General features: G+C 67.8%; 15 protein-coding genes. 6 read left to right on the top strand and 9 right to left on the bottom strand.

What is annotated here, in order from left to right; genetic code table 11:
• Nucleotides 1-118: 118 nt before the first annotated feature.
• Nucleotides 119-1,006, bottom strand: a complete 888-nt coding sequence (truA, locus tag FK256_RS11190) for a tRNA pseudouridine(38-40) synthase TruA (RefSeq protein ID WP_141424804.1) — start codon at nt 1,004-1,006, stop codon at nt 119-121.
• Between the two features lie 48 nt (nt 1,007-1,054).
• On the opposite strand from truA, the gene FK256_RS11185 reads away from it, so the two are divergent.
• The 3 genes from FK256_RS11185 (at nt 1,055) to FK256_RS11175 (ending at nt 5,000) form a co-directional block, all read left to right on the top strand.
• Complete coding sequence (locus FK256_RS11185; protein ID WP_141424803.1) at nt 1,055-1,810, top strand: ROK family protein; 756 nt, start codon at nt 1,055-1,057, stop codon at nt 1,808-1,810.
• Nucleotides 1,811-1,955: 145 nt separating this feature from the next.
• The gene (locus tag FK256_RS11180; protein ID WP_141424802.1) at nt 1,956-3,503 is read left to right on the top strand and encodes a Re/Si-specific NAD(P)(+) transhydrogenase subunit alpha; all 1,548 of its coding nucleotides are present in this window, start codon (nt 1,956-1,958) and stop codon (nt 3,501-3,503) included.
• A gap of 12 nt (nt 3,504-3,515) precedes the next feature.
• Nucleotides 3,516-5,000: an NAD(P)(+) transhydrogenase (Re/Si-specific) subunit beta gene (locus FK256_RS11175; protein WP_141424801.1), complete on the top strand. Its 1,485-nt coding sequence runs from the start codon at nt 3,516-3,518 to the stop codon at nt 4,998-5,000.
• Nucleotides 5,001-5,023: 23 nt separating this feature from the next.
• Here the strand turns inward: FK256_RS11175 and FK256_RS11170 are convergent, their stop codons facing one another.
• Entirely contained in the window at nt 5,024-5,728 is a 705-nt protein-coding gene (locus tag FK256_RS11170) for an MgtC/SapB family protein (RefSeq protein ID WP_009233279.1), read from the bottom strand.
• Nucleotides 5,729-5,888: 160 nt separating this feature from the next.
• On the opposite strand from FK256_RS11170, the gene FK256_RS11165 reads away from it, so the two are divergent.
• The 3 genes from FK256_RS11165 to FK256_RS11155 all read left to right on the top strand — a co-directional run bounded on the left by FK256_RS11165 (nt 5,889) and on the right by FK256_RS11155 (nt 12,300).
• Complete coding sequence (locus FK256_RS11165; protein WP_141424800.1) at nt 5,889-7,718, top strand: tetratricopeptide repeat protein; 1,830 nt, start codon at nt 5,889-5,891, stop codon at nt 7,716-7,718.
• A gap of 300 nt (nt 7,719-8,018) precedes the next feature.
• Nucleotides 8,019-9,437 (top strand): tetratricopeptide repeat protein, encoded by a 1,419-nt coding sequence (locus FK256_RS11160; RefSeq protein WP_141424799.1) that lies wholly within the window; start codon nt 8,019-8,021, stop codon nt 9,435-9,437.
• Between the two features lie 757 nt (nt 9,438-10,194).
• Entirely contained in the window at nt 10,195-12,300 is a 2,106-nt protein-coding gene (locus tag FK256_RS11155; protein ID WP_244936388.1) for a tetratricopeptide repeat protein, read from the top strand.
• Between the two features lie 179 nt (nt 12,301-12,479).
• Here the strand turns inward: FK256_RS11155 and rplQ are convergent, their stop codons facing one another.
• From rplQ to map, 7 genes are all read right to left on the bottom strand, one after another.
• Entirely contained in the window at nt 12,480-13,193 is a 714-nt protein-coding gene (gene rplQ, locus FK256_RS11150; protein WP_141424797.1) for a 50S ribosomal protein L17, sunset domain variant, read from the bottom strand.
• A gap of 30 nt (nt 13,194-13,223) precedes the next feature.
• Nucleotides 13,224-14,225: a DNA-directed RNA polymerase subunit alpha gene (locus FK256_RS11145; protein ID WP_009233274.1), complete on the bottom strand. Its 1,002-nt coding sequence runs from the start codon at nt 14,223-14,225 to the stop codon at nt 13,224-13,226.
• Between the two features lie 157 nt (nt 14,226-14,382).
• Nucleotides 14,383-14,784 (bottom strand): 30S ribosomal protein S11, encoded by a 402-nt coding sequence (gene rpsK / locus FK256_RS11140; RefSeq protein ID WP_003781888.1) that lies wholly within the window; start codon nt 14,782-14,784, stop codon nt 14,383-14,385.
• Between the two features lie 62 nt (nt 14,785-14,846).
• Nucleotides 14,847-15,221 (bottom strand): 30S ribosomal protein S13, encoded by a 375-nt coding sequence (gene rpsM / locus FK256_RS11135; RefSeq protein ID WP_009233273.1) that lies wholly within the window; start codon nt 15,219-15,221, stop codon nt 14,847-14,849.
• 165 nt (nt 15,222-15,386) lie between these two features.
• On the bottom strand, nt 15,387-15,500 hold the full coding sequence (rpmJ, locus tag FK256_RS11130) for a 50S ribosomal protein L36 (RefSeq protein WP_003781903.1): 114 nt from the start codon (nt 15,498-15,500) through the stop codon (nt 15,387-15,389).
• A gap of 33 nt (nt 15,501-15,533) precedes the next feature.
• The gene (gene infA / locus FK256_RS11125) at nt 15,534-15,755 is read right to left on the bottom strand and encodes a translation initiation factor IF-1 (RefSeq protein WP_003781847.1); all 222 of its coding nucleotides are present in this window, start codon (nt 15,753-15,755) and stop codon (nt 15,534-15,536) included.
• Nucleotides 15,756-16,074: 319 nt separating this feature from the next.
• Nucleotides 16,075-16,956, bottom strand: coding sequence for a type I methionyl aminopeptidase (map, locus tag FK256_RS11120; RefSeq protein ID WP_141424796.1), 882 nt, complete (start codon nt 16,954-16,956; stop codon nt 16,075-16,077).
• Nucleotides 16,957-16,974 lie beyond the last annotated feature (18 nt).

The raw sequence follows: 16,974 nt of genomic DNA, 5'->3' as shown, positions 1-16,974 counted from the left end.
GAGGGTCAAAAGGTGCGGCTTTCCAGTTGCGTGAATCGCACCACGCGGCCCGCAGAGGCGGATCGGGGAGCGCGGCTCGGGCGGTTCTGGGGCGGTGGGAGTCGGAGAGGTAATGCGGTCAGCAGGTCAGGCGACGGGTGGCGCGGGCGCGCTCGGCCCGAGCGGCGAGATCGTCGTCGTCCGGGTAGACGACCTCCTCCAGGGTCAGCCCGTGCGGCGGAGCGACGGGGGCGGCGCCATTGCGCGTGCGGGCCGCCAGGAGCTCGCCCGGCCAGGAGACCGGCTTTCGCCCCTGTCCGACGGCGAGACCGGCTCCCACCAGGGAACGGACCATGGAGTGGCAGAAGGCGTCGGCGACGACGGACAGGACGACGAGCCCGGCATCCGCCCCGGTGGAAGCCCGTTGCCAGTCCAGGGTGCGCAGGGTGCGGATGGTCGTGGCGCCCTGGCGGGGCTTGCAGTAGGACAGGAAGTCGTGCTCGCCCAGCAGGGGCGCGGTCGAGGCCTCCATGGCCTGAACGTCGAGCCGGTCCGGCAGCCACAGGACGGTGGCGCGCCGGGCGGGGTCGCGCGGGGCGTCGGCGTCGGCGATCCGGTAGGTGTAGCGGCGACTGAGCGCGCCGAAGCGGGCGTCGAAGGCGTCCGGCACGATGCGCGCCCCGGTGACGACGACGTCGCCGGCTCCGCGCGGGGTCAGCGGCAGGCTCTCTTGCGCCTCGCGCGCCAGAACGCCGGCGAGCCTGGTGAGCAGGGCGGTCTCGGGGCGACGCTCAGAGCGCCCGGGCAGCGCGATCCAGGCCTCGGGACTCACATCGAGGTGGACCACCTGTGCGGCGGCGTGGACGCCGGCGTCGGTACGGCCGGCCACCGTGAGGCGGACAGGCTCGCGCAGAACGGTGGCCAGGGCCGCGGCCAGGACCCCCTCGACGGTGCGAAGCCCGGGCTGGGCGGCCCACCCGGAGAAGAAGGTACCGTCGTAGGCCAGGTCGAGGCGGATGCGTGGCATGGTCCCATTGAACCCTACCGGCCCGGCGCTTCCACTAGGCTCGCAGCCGTGAGCACAACGACTCTGTCCGTGGACTGCGGCGGCGGCGGCATCAAGGCCTCGGTGCTGGACGCCGAGGGCAACATCATCTCCCGCGCCGTGCGCACCCCGACCCCTTACCCGCTGCCACCGATGAAGCTGGTGGAAACCATCGCCTCGCTGGCCTCCCAGCTGCCGGGCGCGGATCGGGTGACGGTGGGGATGCCGGGCATGATCCGCCACGGGGTCGTCATCGCCACGCCCCACTACATCACCAAGGACGGACCCCGTTCCAAAGTGCTGCCCGACCTGGTGGAGGCTTGGGCCCGTTTCAACATGGGCACCAGCGTTTCGCACGCCCTGGGCATCCCTTCCCTGGTCCTCAACGACGCCGAGGTCGCCGGCGCCGGCGTCGTCACCGGCCGCGGCCTGGAGATGATCGTGACGCTGGGTACGGGTCTGGGCAACGCCGTCTTCGACAACGGGGGCCTGGCCCCGCACGTGGAGGTCTCCCAGGGGCCGGTGCGCTGGGGCCTGACCTACGACGACTACATCGGCGAGCATGAGCGCCTGCGCCTGGGCGACGCCCACTGGTCACGCCGGGTGCGCCGCGTCGTCGACGCGCTGCGCCCCATGTACCTGTGGGACCGCCTCTACCTGGGCGGTGGCAATTCGCGCCGGATCACGGCGGCCCAGCTGGCCAGGATCGGCGACGACGTCGTCGTAGTCCCCAACGAGGCAGGTATGACCGGCGGCGCCCGCTGCTGGGACATGGCCCGTCCCTGAGCTCCCTGCCCCGGCCTTCCGACAGCATCGTCGGTCGCCGGGGCGACACCGACGCCCCCTTGCCGTAAACTGCGGAACCTTCTATCTTGCCGATAGTTTCTTGCGACCTGCCGACGACGGCAGCCGTATCGTGCGAGGAGGCACTATGCGCATCGGAGTCCCCCGGGAGCCTGCGGATCAGCCGCGCGCCGCTGCGAGTCCGCAGACGGTGGAGCGGATGATCCGTCTGGGCTACGAGGTCCTGGTCGAGCACGGCGCCGGCGGGCGGGCGCAGTTCCCCGATGACGCCTACGAGGCCGCCGGGGCCCAGACCGCAGGCGGAGCCCGGGTCTGGGGCTGCGAAGTCGTGGTGAGCGCCTCATCCCCGGCCGAGGAGCAGCTGGCGCTCATGAGCCGGGGCGCGGTCCTCATCTGCCGGCTGGACCCGACGCGCCAGCCAGAGCTCCTCGAGACGCTGCGGGAGCGGGGCATCACCTGCCTGGCCCTGGACGTGGTCCCGAGGATCTCGCGGGCGCAGTCCCTGGACGTACTCTCCTCTCAGGCGAACCTCGCCGGCTACCGGGCCGTCATCGAGGCAGCGTCGCACTTCGGCAGGCTGTTCAGCGGGCAGGTGACCGCTGCCGGGAAGTTCCCGCCGGCGGCCGTCTACGTCATCGGCGCGGGCGTGGCGGGCCTCTCCGCGATCGGCACCGCCTGCTCCCTGGGCGCGCTGGTGCGCGGCTCCGACGTGCGTCCCGAGGTCGCCGACCAGGTCCGCTCCATGGGGGCGCAGTTCGTGCCACTGCCCAGCGCCCAGGAGGTCTCCTCCGACGGCTACGCCAAGGAGATGAGCGCCGATCAGGCAGCCGAGGCCAACGCGCTCTACGCCCGGCAGGCCACCGAATCCGACGTCGTCATCACCACCGCGAGCATCCCTGGTCGCCGCGCACCGGTGCTCCTGGACCGGGCCGCGATCGAGGCCATGCGCCCCGGCTCGGTCATCATCGACATGGCGGCGGCCACCGGCGGCAACACTGAGCTGACGGTGCCCGGCGAGGTCGTCACCACCGAGGGCGGCGTCACCATCGTGGGGCACACGGACCTGGCCGGGCTGCTGCCCTCGCAGGCCTCCCAGCTCTACGGGCGCAACATCGTCAATCTGCTGGCTCTCCTCACCCCCGCCAAAGACGGGGAACTCGCCCTGGACCTGGACGATGAGGTGGTCCGAACCATCACGGTGACCCACGACGGCGAGCTGCTGTGGCCCCCGCCCCCGATCCGGGTCTCGGCCTCTCCCGCCCCGGGGAGCCCAGCGAAGGCGGCCGACGACGAGGCCTCCCGGGAGGCCGCCCGGGCGGCGCAGGCGCGCTCCCGCTCCCGGCAGTGGCTGGGGCTGGCCGCGGCGAGCCTGGTGGCCGCCGCCCTGATCCTGGTGACGCCGTCGGCCGCGACGAGCCACTACATCGTGCTCATGCTCTCGGTGATCCTGGGCTTCCACGTCATCTCCAACGTGACCCCCGCCCTGCACACGCCGCTCATGTCAGTCACCAACGCGATCTCCGGGATCATCCTGGTCGGGGCGATCTCGCAGGTGGGTCATCCCCATCCCGTCATCAGCGCCATCAGCCTGGCGGCGGTGGTCCTGGCCACGATCAACATCGTCGGCGGCTTCGCGGTCACCCACCGCATGCTCGCCATGTTCACGAAGGACTGAGGTGGGGAGCAGATGATGATTCACATGCCGACTCTGATGCCGACTGCGTCGTCGGACACGCTGATCGCCGCCGTGCCATCGCTGCCCTCGCCGGTGGTCCTGGCCTACATAGCGGCCGCGATCCTGTTCATCCTGGCGGCGGCCGGCCTGTCCCGCCACGAGACTGCGGTGGCCGGTAATGTGGCGGGCGCCGTCGGCATGGGGGTGGCGGTGCTCGCGGCCATCGGCCTGACCTTGAGCAGCCAGCCCGCGCGGGGCGTGCTGCCCACTCTGCTGCTCATCGCCATGGGCCTGGCCCTGGGCTCGGTCATCGGGCTGGTGGTGGCCAGACGCGTGGCGATGACCGGGATGCCCCAGCTCATCGCCGTGCTCAACGGCCTGGTGGGGCTGGCGGCCGTCCTGGTGGGATACAACTCCTATGTCTCCCCCGACGTCCTGTCCGCCTCGCTGGGGGCCTTTCACCTGGGCGAGGTCTTCCTGGGCGTGTTCGTCGGCGGGGTGACCTTCACCGGCTCAATCCTGGCGGCCCTCAAGCTGGCCGGTCGTGTGCCGGGGCGCCCGCTGACGCTACCGGGCCGCAACCTGCTCAACCTGGCGGCCCTCCTCGCCTCCCTGCTCCTCATGGTGGGGTTCATGAGCGTACCGGCCGGCTCCGGCACAGGCTGGGCCTTCCTGGCGGTGATGACGCTCATCTCCCTGGTGCTGGGAGCCCACCTGGTGCTGGCGATCGGCGGCGGCGACATGCCGGTGGTCGTCTCGATCATGAACTCCTACTCGGGTTGGGCATCGGCCTTCACCGGTTTCATGGTAGACAACGACCTGCTCATCATCACCGGAGCGCTGGTGGGCTCCTCGGGGGCGTACCTGTCCTACCTCATGTGCCAGGCCATGAACCGCTCCTTCGCCTCGGTGCTGCTAGGCGGCTATGGAACCGACTCCACCTCTGCGGCCTCGGGCGGGTCCGGGCAGGAGGGATCGGTGGACGAGACCAGCGCCGGCCAGGTGGCTCACCTGCTGCAGTCCGCCCGGCGAGTGGTCATCACCCCCGGCTACGGGATGGCGGTCGCCCAGGCCCAGTACCCGGTGGCCACCCTCACCGAGATGCTGCGCTCGGAGGGAGTGGAGGTCACCTTCGGCATCCATCCAGTGGCGGGCCGCCTGCCCGGGCACATGAACGTGCTGCTGGCCGAGGCGAAGGTCCCCTACGACATCGTCCTGGAGATGGACGAGGTCAACGACTCCTTCGACGACGTCGACGTCGTCCTCATCATCGGCGCGAACGACACCGTCAACCCGGCCGCCCAGGAGCCGGGCTCGCCGATCGCGGGCATGCCGGTGCTGCACGTGTGGGAGGCGAGTCGGGTCATCGTCTTCAAGCGGTCCATGGCCACCGGCTACGCCGGGGTGGACAACCCGCTGTTCTTCCGGGAGAACACCTCAATGCTCTTCGGCGATGCCAAGGACACCGTCGAGGACATCATCCGGGCCCTGGAGTAGGAGGGGCCGAGGCCCGGCCGGGCTCAGTCGAGCCGACCGCCCTCAAGGCACTCGACGCCGTCAACGCCGTCGAGCCCCGAGAGGGCCTCGATGAGGTGGGCGGTGGGCCGCTTACCGTGGAAGCGCATGACGGCGTTCATGATGCGCCCGTGCTCGCCGCGGGTCATCTCGGTCTCCTCCAAAGTGGCGGTGAAGCCGGAGGCCGTGGCGGCCTGGAGGATCTCGGGCATGATGGCGCGGCCGACCTGGTAGTCGATGCGCACGGTCACCTCGCCGCGGCGGCGCTGCAGGCGCGAGGTAAGGGGCCCCAGCAGCAGCACGACGACGTAGTCGAGCGCGACGGCGGTGGCCGCCAGTGGAATCATGCCCGCCCCGCAGGCCATGCCGATGGCGGCACTGAGCCAGACGGTGGCGGCGGTGGTCAGGCCGCGGACGGTGTCGTTGTTGACGAAGATGACCCCGGCGCCCAGGAAGCCGATACCGGAGACGATCTGCGCGGCCACACGGCTGGGGTCCACGGAGACGTCGGCGCCGGTGACCGGGGCGAACCCGTAGGCGGACACGAGGGTGAACAAGCACGAACCCAGTCCCACCAGGACGTGCGTCTTGACACCGGCGTCCTTGTGGCGCACATGGCGCTCGGCGCCCAGGGTCAGGCACAGGATGAAGGTCGCCGTCATCGCGACGACCTGGGCCCCCACGTGGTTCAGGCTGAATAGTGCGCCCACACCGGCTCCCTTCCTCGGCGACCCCGGTATCGGTCCTCCCACCGATTCTAAAGGAGGGGCTACCGGGGCGCGTCACCGGTGATGATTCCCCATCGCGACGCCCGCCCGTAGCGACTAACGTGTACTCACCAGCGATTCCCCGATCACGAGGCCTTCAGACGTGACGCTCCCTCCCTATGTCAGCCCTGAAGGAGTCGGCCACGCCGCCCGGCTGCTGAAGCTCAGTAAGCGCCTAGCTGCCTCGGGGCGCCGCGGCGAGGCCCTGGACGCCGCGCGGGAGGCCAGTGAAGTCCTCCGGAACCTGGCCCGGGTCAACCCGGATCTCTACCTGTCTGACCTCGCCAAGGGCCTGTCGGTTCTGGCCGTCCGTCTGAGCGAGGCCCGCCGGCCCCGTGAGGGGCTCGCCGTCTCGCGGGAGACGGTGCGGATCCGACGGCGCCTGACTCAGCAGGACTACACCCCCCATGCTCCCGGCCTGGCCGACTCCCTGCGCCGCCTCGCCGTCGACCTGAGCGCGGCGGGCGAGCTACGCGACGCCCTGGCCACCGCCCAGGAGTCGGTCGACCTCTACCGGAGCCTGAACGAGGATCAGCCCTCCGCCTACAACACCGGACTGGCTGAGGCCCTGACCACACTCGCTTGCCGCCTGAGCGAGTCCGGGCGACAGAGCAGCACCTTCGTTACCGCTCAGCAGGCCATCAGTGTGCGACGGCGCCTGGCCCAGTCCGATCCGGCCGGGCAGATCCCCGAGCTGGCCGCGGCCCTGAGCAGTTTGGCACCGCGCCTGCGCGCGGTGGGCTACGTCGATGAGGGCCTCGACCAGGCTCTGGAGGCCGTCAGCCTCTACCGCCGCCTCGATAAGGACGAACCCGGTTCCTGCACCAGTGAGCTCGCCAGGGCACTGGATGTCCTGGCCTCCTGCGGGGCCGCCGTCGGGCGACGCGAGGAGGCCCTGGAAGCGGCCGAGGAGGCCGCCGCGCTCTACCGGGGGCTGGCCCGCCGCACGCCCGCCATCTACTCCCCCGAGGTCATCGGCTCCTTGGGGACCCTGGCTCGGAGACTGAGCGACGTGGGGCGGCATCATGAAGCACTCGCCGCGACTCAGGAGGCGGTCAGTGTCGGCAGGGCCCTGGCGCACGGCGCCCCCGACACCCATCTGCCCGATCTGGCAGGTGCCCTCGAGGCGCATGCCGCCTGCCTGCGCGACGCCGACCGTTTGGACGGCGCCCTGGCTGCGGCCCGCGAGGTGGTCAGCATCCGCCGCACCCTGGTCCAGAGCAGCCCCACCACCTACACACCGGATCTCGCCGGGTCCCTGTACATCCTCGCCGTCGGCCTGTACACGGCCAGGCAGCTGCACGAGTCCTTCACGGCGGCCCGGGAGTCCATCGACATCTACCGGCGCCTAGTCCGGGCCAATCCGGCCTCCTACACTGCCGACCTGGCGCGGTCCCTCAACATCCTCACCCTGAACCTCAACCGGGCCGGGCGCACGCACGAGGCCCTGGCCGCCGTCCAGGAGGCGGTCACCATCTACCGCAGCCTGGTGCAGATCGATCCGGCCGCCTACAAACCGGACCTGGCGGCCTCCCTGCACAACGTCGCCAAGTGCCTGGGAGACACCGGGCATCGCTCCGCCGCTCTGGCCGCGATCCGGGAGACGGCAACGATCCGCCGGGAGCTGGCCGGGCGGGATCCCGCGACTCACGCCCCGGCGCTGGCGCCGTGTCTGCACCGGCTCGCCAAGCGCCTGGCGGAGGCCGGTCATCGCAATGAGGCCCTGGAGACCGCACGGGAGGCCGCGAGCCTCTACCGGAGCCTGGCTCGCAAACGGCCGGAGACCTTCAACCAGGGCCTCGCCGACACCCTCGGCACCTACGCCTCGATACTCCAGTGGAGCGGTAAGGAGGCCGAGGCCGCCCGCATCCGCCAGGAGATCAAGGACGTGACCCTGCAGATGGAGATAGAGGCCTCCGGCGGGAGCTTCTGAGGGGCGCTGCCGGACCGGCGGCGCGGGCGCAGGTGTGGAACGCGAAGCCGAGCGGATCGGGAACTGCGTTCTCCATCCAGAACGTACTTCTCCCGCAGACGACTGGAGCCCGACCCCAGTCGTCTGCGGGACAACGCAGTTCTCGCGGGAAAAGTACGTTCCCGATCAGAGCCAGCCCGCTGCGACGGCCCCCGCGTGCCGTATCCCCTCCCCGAGCCAGCAGGCACCACCCGCATCCGAGCCGACGAGCCTCGCTAAACTTATAAGCACACCCGATCCCCTCCCTGAAGGACCGATGGCATGTCCGGCTCCGCTCCCCCTGTATCCGACGACGACGCCCAGTTGGACCGCGCCTCTCAACTACTGGACCTGAGCGGGGCTCTGCAGAAGTCGGGGAAACCGCAGGAGGCTCTGGATGCCGCCCGCGAGGGGACCGACATCCTCAGGCGGATGATGCAGAAGGATCCCGCCGCCTACCGTCCCTGGTTCGGTTGGGCCCTGATGACCCTCACCCTCAGTCTGATCGACGTCGGGCAGGGCGGTGAGGCCCTGGCGAACGCGCAGGAGGCCGCGAGCCTCTACCGGGAGCTGACCCGGGAGGATCCGGCCTCCTACACCTCCCGCCTTGCGGGCTGCCTGGACACGCTCTCCAGCTGTCTGTCCCACGAGGGGCGCAGCTACGACGCCCTGGCCATGAGCGAGGAGGCCGTCGGCCTGTTTCACAGGCTGGCCGACGAGGACCCCGATACTCACTACTCCGATCTTATCGGCTCTCTCGTCAACCTCTCCTCGCGCTTGTATGCGGTCGGACAACGCGATGAGGCGGCGAATGTCGTGCAGGAGGTGGTCCGAGTGCGTCGCAAGCTGGCGCAGAGCGATTCCACGGCCGACCTGTACAACCTCGCCGTGGCCCTGCACAACCTCGCCATTCACCTGTCGGCCGCCGGGCGCCGGGATGAGGCCATTGCCGCCGCGTTCCAGGCTGTGGACGTCGACCGGAAGCTCGTTCACCGCGAGTCCGACGCCTTCGCACCGGGGTTGGCCAAGTCCTTGAGCGACCTGGCCATCCGTCTGAACGCGGCCGGACGCTCGGAGGAGGCTCTGACCGCCACTCGGGAGGCCACCGAGGTGTACCGCTATCTCGCCCGGATGAACCCGGATGTCTTCACACCCGGGTTGGCGAAGTCCTTGGGTGTCCTCGCCGTCGAGCTCGGGGAGACCGGGAGGCAACACGAGGTCCTGGCCGCCGCGCAGGAGGCCATCGGCCTGTACCGCCCGCTGGCCGACGACGATCCCTCCAGGTACGCATCCGAGCTCGCGATGACCCTGCGCACCCTGTCCGTTGGCATGAACGACCTCAAACGAGATGATGAGGCGGTCTCCGCGGCGCGGGAGGTCGTGAGCATCTATCGGTACCTGGCCCGCACGGACGGAGACTACTTACCGGATCTAGCTGAGTCCCTGCATGACCTCGCCACCTACCTGCCGCCGACCGGCAACCGGCCCGAGGCGCTGGCAACGATCCGGGAGGCCACCGAGATCCGGCGGGAGCTGGCACACCGCGACCTGGGCTCCTTCACCATCGACCTCGCCCGTTCCCTGGACGTCTGCGCGGCCATCCTCGACTGGTGCGGGCAGCCGGAGCAGGCGGCCCGCATTCGCCAGGAGCTCGACGCCGTCGCCAGCCAGATCGAGGCTGAGGGGAACGACCGCGACTGATCGGCGTGCAAAGCGGCCGCATGCGATGGGCGACGGGGCCCTCTGCGATATCAGCAGCGGGAGGTCCATGAGAAACCGAGTGGCTGCTCGGTAGACTCTCAGGTCAGCAATCCTCCCTCCCATCCCTGAGGTCCGTACCGTGACAGAGCCGTCCCCCTCGCCCATACCAACGACGTCCTCAGGTCAGTCGTGGATCGACTGGCTCCTCAGTCCCCTCGATAACCTCGGGATCACCCACCCTTCCTTGACATGGTTACCTGCACTGATCCTGACAATTGTCCCACTCGTCTGTCTCCTTTGGAGAAGGTCTCGAAGCAAACTACAACAAAAATTCCAGGAACTGCGCACATCCAAGCGACGTCAAAAACTTCCGCCGATCACACTTCCTTTCACAACGGAGGTCGGGGATCATCTACTGACTCTGGAGCCCGCCCAGCCACAACATGAGAACGCACCAAAAGTTATGAGCATTAAACGACTTCTGAGCGCTAACTCCACCCCAGTCCCCTTCCTCGACCGCGCAGAGGCACTCACTCGCCTGGAGACGTGGGCACGAAGCAAGGAGCAACTTGCGATCCACGTTCTGGGCGGCGACGGCGGATCTGGGAAGACTCGCCTCGGCGTGGAACTCTGCCGACGTCTCACTCACCCGGACGCTCGCCATCGAGGTACTAGCGCTTGGAAAGCCGGATTCCTCCGGAGAATCGAGAAGTCCGACAACACTTCGTCCAACGACGACACTTCGTCACTGTTGCTCGTGGTCGACTACGCCGAGGCCCGACGGAACAGAGTGGAGGAGGTCATCAACGCCGTTCTCCGCGCATCCAATGATTTGAAGTGGCAGCGAGTTCGGATTGTCTTCCTGGTCCGCCGGCCGTCGCCACTTCCTGTCACCCATCGAAGTTCCAATGAGTGGCTTGACACTCTTCGCCCACAGGAATCCCAGAATGAAGGACTCAATCGCCTTCTTGACGAAGCCTCAACAATCATACTCAACGATGAAGAATTATCGGACACAGAACGAAGAGAACTGTTTACTCAGGCGTACAGGTCATTCACCAACTCTCCTGATTCACTACCTTCGGCCGACCTTACTGGGCGGCTCAGTGATCCTATGTATTCGCAGCCCCTTCTCGTCACAGTCGACGCCTTCCTGAACGCACGCCCCTTGCCGAATTCTCGGAATGGCTGTTCCCCGGGTGAGTTGTTCGAGGAAGTTCTTCGCCATGAGGAGCGCTACTGGGCCGAACACTGGCCGTCAAACCTCGCCGTCAATACCGACCGAGATCAACAGAGAAAAGCTGCAGCAACTCCCACCGACGCTCAGGATGAGAAGCGAAAATCCCTCAATCGGGAACTGGCGCGCCAGGCAGTGGCCGCCGCTACGCTCACCGATATTCAGGATGGGGAGGACGCCATCAGCCTTCTCCAACTTCTTCCGACCAATCCCGGCGAGAACATCAAGGACCTGGCCAAGTGGCTGAGAGACTGCTACCCACCCCACATGAACAGTAACGGGCACTCAGCCTTGTGGTGCGAACACCTTGAGCCGGACCGCATCGGTGAGCACCTCGTTGTCTCCGAAGCTAACAACCTAGCATCTCTTCTCCGAGAGCTTTTGTCCCCGAGCAGAGTAGGAACGTCATCCCTACGAACCTGGACCGTTTTGGAGCGCTCCTCAGTAGCTCCTCGACTCAAGGAGAACGTCGGACAGATTCTCAACGACGTGCTGGTGGAGGTCACTCAGGCAGTTCAGGCGCAGGTCGTCGACTCCCAGAGCCCCGATCTCGCCACAGGCTTCGCCAAGCTCTTCAGCGCTGTGCGCTCTCACGTCGAGCCAGACAAGGCCCATAAGGCGGAACAGGCCCTATCCAAAGGTGGATACCTAACCGCCTTCTTAGAATGTGAATTGGCCCAGCGCGCGGCCGATATCAGCCGACCGACAGAGGACGCCTCTGAAACCGATCGAGCGACCTACGCTTCACGGAGATTGTCACTCAGCAGATGCTTGGCTGCCTCAGGGAGACGCGATGAGGCCCTCGAAACCGCCCAGGAAGCCACCAAGCTCTACCGGACCCTGGCCGAGCACAACCCAGCCGCCTACACCCCCGACCTCGCCGGCTCCCTCAACAACCTCGCCAGTTACCTGGCCAGCAACGGGCAGCGGCACGAGGCCCTCCAGACCGCCCAGGAAGCAGTCTCCATCCGCAGGACCCTGGCCGAGCACAACCCAACCGCCTACAACCCTAAGCTCGCTATATCCCTCGACAATCTCGCCCTCCGCCTAGCCGAGGACGGGCAACGGGGCAAAGCTCTGGAGGCCGCACAAGAAGCCACCGACTACTACCACAACCTAGCTCGCGAGGATCGGAAAGTATACGACCCTAACTACGCCACATCCCTGAACAATCTCGCCAAGTACCTGGCCGAGGACGGGCAGCGCGACGAAGCTCTCACAACCGCACGAAAAGCTGTTAGTATCCGCCGGCGCCTCGCTGATCAGAACCCGGCCATCTACGCCCCCGACCTCGCCATGTCCCTTAACAACCTGGCCATCTACTTATCTCAGGTCGGCCAGCGTAGCGAGGCCCTTACCACCATTTGGGAATCCATCAGCCTTTACCGGCGCCTCGCTGATCATAGCCCAGCCACCTACATTCCCGAACTCGCCAAGTCTCTCAGCAACCTCGCCCTCCGCCTGGACGAGGACGGGCAGCACGACGAAGCTCTCAAAACCGTGCAGGAAGCCGTTGATATATACCACGGTTTGGTCCGCAGCGAGCCACACACTTTCAGCCGAGACTTCATTCGTTGTCTCAACACCCGCGCTAGTATTCTGGAACACTTCGACGAGCCGGAGTAGGCCACTCGCATTCGCCAGGAACGAGCGGGCGTCCTCAAACAGATTGAGGAGATGGAGACGGGCAACGACTAACTCATCTGGGTCAGCACCGGTCGCCCCTCACGCAAACACAGGGAGGGTCGGTCACCATCGGGTGACCGACCCTCCCCAGAGCATTAACTCAGAACGTCAGCTCTGGCTCACTTCTCGACCTTCTGGGCGGCGGCACCGCCGGCGGGGGCGAAGCCCGCGGCCTCGGCGTCCTCGGCGCTGGCGAACCAGACCTCGGCGACCGTGGCGTCGTACCAGCGCGAACCGGGAACGTGGTACTTCATGGAGTCCTCGTTGCCCTTGACCAGGTGATCGTCGTCGGGAGCGTCCGTGGAGCTCTCCTCGAGACGAACCGCGCCGGCGTACTCGACCTTCTCAGCCTCGTCCGTCTTCTCCCCGGCCTTCTCGCGGTCGGCCTTGGCAGCCTTGTCCTCGTCGGCGACGGCCTTCTGGGCGGCCTTCTTGGCAGTGGTGATCGCGTCATCCACGATCTCCTTGCGGGCAACCGGCTCCAGCACCAGGGAGATGACCGCCATGGGGGCGTTGTCGCCCTTGCGGGGGGTCGTCTTGATGATGCGGGTGTAGCCGCCCTCGCGGCCCTCGAACTGGGGAGCGAGCTCCTCGAAGAGGCGGTAGACGGCGTACTTGTCCGTCACCTTCTTCAGCACGGTACGGCGGGCGTGCAGGTCGCCGCGCTTGCCCTTGGTGATGAGCTTCTCGACGTAGGGGCGCAGGCGGCGAGCACGCGCCTCCGTGGTCTTGATCGACTCGTGGACGATGAGCTGCGTGGCCAGGTTGGCGAGCAGGTGGCGCTCGTGCTGGGCGCTGCCGCCCAGGCGGGGACCCTTAGTGGGGCGAGGCATGGTTGTCTCCTAGGTGAATAACGAGCCGGCTCAGGCCTGGGTCTCGTCGCTGAAGGTGGGGTTGGCGTAGTCGTCGTCCGAGACGTAGTCAACCGGGGAGCCCTTGAGGGAGAGCCCCAGCTCGGCCAGCTTGTCCTTGATCTCGGAGATGGACTTGGCACCGAAGTTACGGATGTCGAGCAGGTCGGCCTCGCTGCGCGAGACGAGCTCACCGACGGTGTGGATGCCCTCCCGCTTGAGGGCGTTGGAGGAACGGGCCTGCAGGTCGAGCTCGTCGATCATGAGGGCGAGGTCCTGCTGGAAGGCCTCATCGATCGGCGAGGGGCCGACCTCGATGCCCTCGGCCTCGACATTGAGCTCACGGGCCAGGCCGAAGAGCTCCACGAGCGTCTTGCCGGCGGAGGCCAGGGCGTCGCGCGGGGTGATGGAGGCCTTGGTCTCGACGTCGACGATGAGACGGTCGAAGTCGGTGCGCTGCTCAACACGGGTGGCCTCGACGGCGTAGGAGACCTTCTTGACCGGCGAGTAGATCGAGTCCACCGGGATGCGGGAGATCTCCGCGTTGGGGTCCTTGTTCTGGTTGGCGGAGACATAGCCGCGGCCGCGCTCGACCGTTAGCTCGATCTCCAGTTTGCCCTTCTCGTTGAGAGTGGCGATGACCAGCTCGGGGTTGTGGATCTCGACGCCGGCCGGCGGGGTGATGTCACCGGCGGTGACCTCGCTCGGGCCGGACTTTCGCAGGTACATGACGACCGGCTCGTCGTTCTCCGAGGACAGGACGATCTCCTTGATGTTGAGGATGATCTGGGCGACATCCTCCTTAACCCCGGGGATCGTGCGGAACTCATGGGGCACCCCGTCGATGCGGACGCTGGTCACGGCCGCCCCCGGGATGGAGGACAGCAGTGTGCGGCGCAGGGAGTTGCCGAGCGTGTAGCCGAAGCCGGGCTCGAGGGGCTCGAGCACGAAGCGCGAGCGGCGGTCCTCGACCACGACCTCCTCGGTGAGCGTGGGTCGCTGTGCAATGAGCACGTGGTTTCCTTTCGTCGCGGCGCCCGCTATATGACGCCGTTCCTCATGGGTGGAGCCGCCGGCCCGCCCGGCCGGTCCTACTCCGTGCCCCGCCGGTCGGGCGGGACGTGGTGAGACGACGACGCAGCACCGGCTGCGCCGTCGTCCCCGTGAAGCCTCAAACGCGGCGGCGCTTGGGCGGGCGGCAGCCGTTGAAGGCCTGAGGGGTGACGTCGGTGATCGAGCCGACCTCGAGGCCGGCGGCCTGAAGGGAGCGGATCGCGGTCTCGCGGCCAGAGCCGGGGCCCTTGACGAAGACGTCGACCTTCTTCATGCCGTGCTCCTGGGCGCGCCGGGCGGCGGCCTCGGCGGCGAGCTGGGCGGCGTAGGGGGTCGACTTGCGCGAGCCCTTGAAGCCGACCTGGCCGGAGGAGCACCAGGCGATGACGGCGCCCTGCGGGTCCGTCAGGGAGACGATGGTGTTGTTGAAGGTGGACTTGATGTAGGCGTGACCGTGGGTAACGTTCTTGCGGTCCTTGCGGCGCGTCTTGCGCGCGGCGGCGCGGGTCTTGGGAGGCATTCTTCCTTCTTCGTGATGAGGTCGTCACTGCGCCCCGAGGTGGGCGGGGCGCGAGCTGCTGCTTACTTGGCCTTCTTCTTACCGGCCACGGTGCGCTTGGGGCCCTTGCGGGTACGCGCGTTGGTCTTGGTGCGCTGACCGTGCACCGGCAGGTGGCGGCGGTGGCGCAGGCCCTGGTAGCAGCCGATCTCGATCTTGCGGCGGATGTCCGCCTGGACCTCACGACGCAGGTCGCCCTCGACGCGGTAGCTGCCGTCGATGTGGGTGCGGAGCTTGACCAGCTCCTCCTCGGTGAGGTCCTTGACGCGGGTGTCGGGGTTGACGCCCGTCGCCTTCAGGGTCTCGTCCGCGCGGGTGCGTCCGATCCCGAAGATGTAGGTGAGTGCGACCTCGACTCGCTTCTCGCGAGGCAGGTCGACACCGGAAATGCGTGCCACGGTGTGGTTCTCCTGTGTGCTCCCGGAGGTCGTCACCCACCTCCCCCACCTCGCCTGGTGGCCCCGGCCTCCGAGAACCGGGGGTTGCGGACCCGCCGAACGGGTGCGCTGGGATGGGTGCTGGAAAGGGCCGTCCAGGTCTCTGGGCGGCCCGACGCCGGGACTTCAGCCCTGACGCTGCTTGTGCCGCGGGTTCTCGCAGATGACCATGACGCGGCCGTGGCGACGAATCACCTTGCAGCTGTCACAGATCTTCTTGACGCTCGGCTTGACCTTCATGATGTTCCTCCGCCGGCTCTGAGAGCCGACATGTCACTTGTACCGGTAGACGATTCGGCCGCGGGAGAGGTCGTAGGGGCTCAGCTCCACGACCACCCGGTCCTCGGGGAGGATGCGGATGTAGTGCTGCCGCATCTTTCCGGAGATGTGCGCGAGCACGACGTGCCCATTGCTCAGCTCCACCCGGAACATCGCGTTCGGAAGGGCCTCGACGACCGATCCCTCGACCTCGATGACTCCGTCCTTCTTAGCCATGTTCCTCCATCGGTGCTTTCTCGCTCGAGTTCACCCCGACGACGACGTCGCCGGGCAGTCGCGGTCGCCGCTGCAGAGGCCCTACCACGGGCGGGCCCAAGTTTCCAGGGCCTCGGATGCGGTATGAGGGCATGAGTTATCGACGGACGCGCGTCCAGCGGATAACTTTACGGCAGACGGCCCGGGCTCCACCATGCTAGATGGCGAGATGACGCGGTGTTTCCCGACACACCGCCGCGGTTGCCGACGTGACCGCAATAGCCCCGATAAAGCGGTAATCCGCCCGACGGCGACCGGCGACCGAACGCAGCGCGTCTGGCTAGTTCAGCGGCCTGGGCTCGATACCGTGGGGGGCCAGCCCCTCGGCGCCGCCATCGGGCGCGGTGAGGACCCACACGCCGCCGGGCACGATGGCCACGGTGTGCTCCCACTGGGCGGCGTGGGAACCGTCCCGGGTGACGACGGTCCAGCCGTCGTCGAGCTCTCGCGTCTCCGGGCTGCCGGCGGTGAGCATGGGCTCGATGGCCAGGACCATGCCGGGGCGCAGCCGCGGCCCGCGCTGCTTGACCGAGTAGTTGAGGACGTCGGGGGGCATGTGCATGCTCGTGCCGATGCCGTGGCCAACGTACTCCTGGAGGATCCCCAGCTCGTGGCCCTCGCGCTCGGCCACATCCGCCACCACGGCCTCGACGGCGTCACCGACGGCGTTGAGGCGCAGCTCGCGTCCGTTCCCCTCCCCCGCCGCGGCGCGGGCGACGGCGGCGATGGCCTCCCACAGGGCCCGGCGCGTGGTGGTGTCCACGAGCCGGTCGGTCCCGCTGCGGTAGTGACCGCCGACGACGGTGGTGAAGGCGGCGTCGCCGTGCCACTGGGTGCCATTGTCGTCGAGGATGTAGGCGCCGCAGTCGAAGGTGACGAGATCGCCGTCGTCGAGGACCCGCTCGCCGGGGATGCCGTGGACAACCTCGTCGTTGACGGAGATACACACGGTGGCCGGGTAGTCATGGTAGCCCAGGAAGTTCGAATGGGCGCCGGCGGCCTCGATGACGCCGGCCGAGACGGCATCGAGCTCGGCGGTCGTGATCCCGGCGCGCACCGCCTCGCGCAGGGCTGTGTGGATGTCGGCGACGACGAGCCCGGCCCGGCGCATGAGACGGATCTGCTGGGGGGTCTTGATCTGGATCTGCTCGCGTGAGAGCACGCTGCCTCCTGTGGTGGC

Origin of the sequence: Actinomyces johnsonii (genome assembly GCF_006546835.1) — a bacterium.
Taxonomy (GTDB): domain Bacteria; phylum Actinomycetota; class Actinomycetes; order Actinomycetales; family Actinomycetaceae; genus Actinomyces; species Actinomyces johnsonii.
Note: the sequence above shows the minus strand (reverse complement) of the source record. Positions and strands in the feature narration are given on the sequence as shown.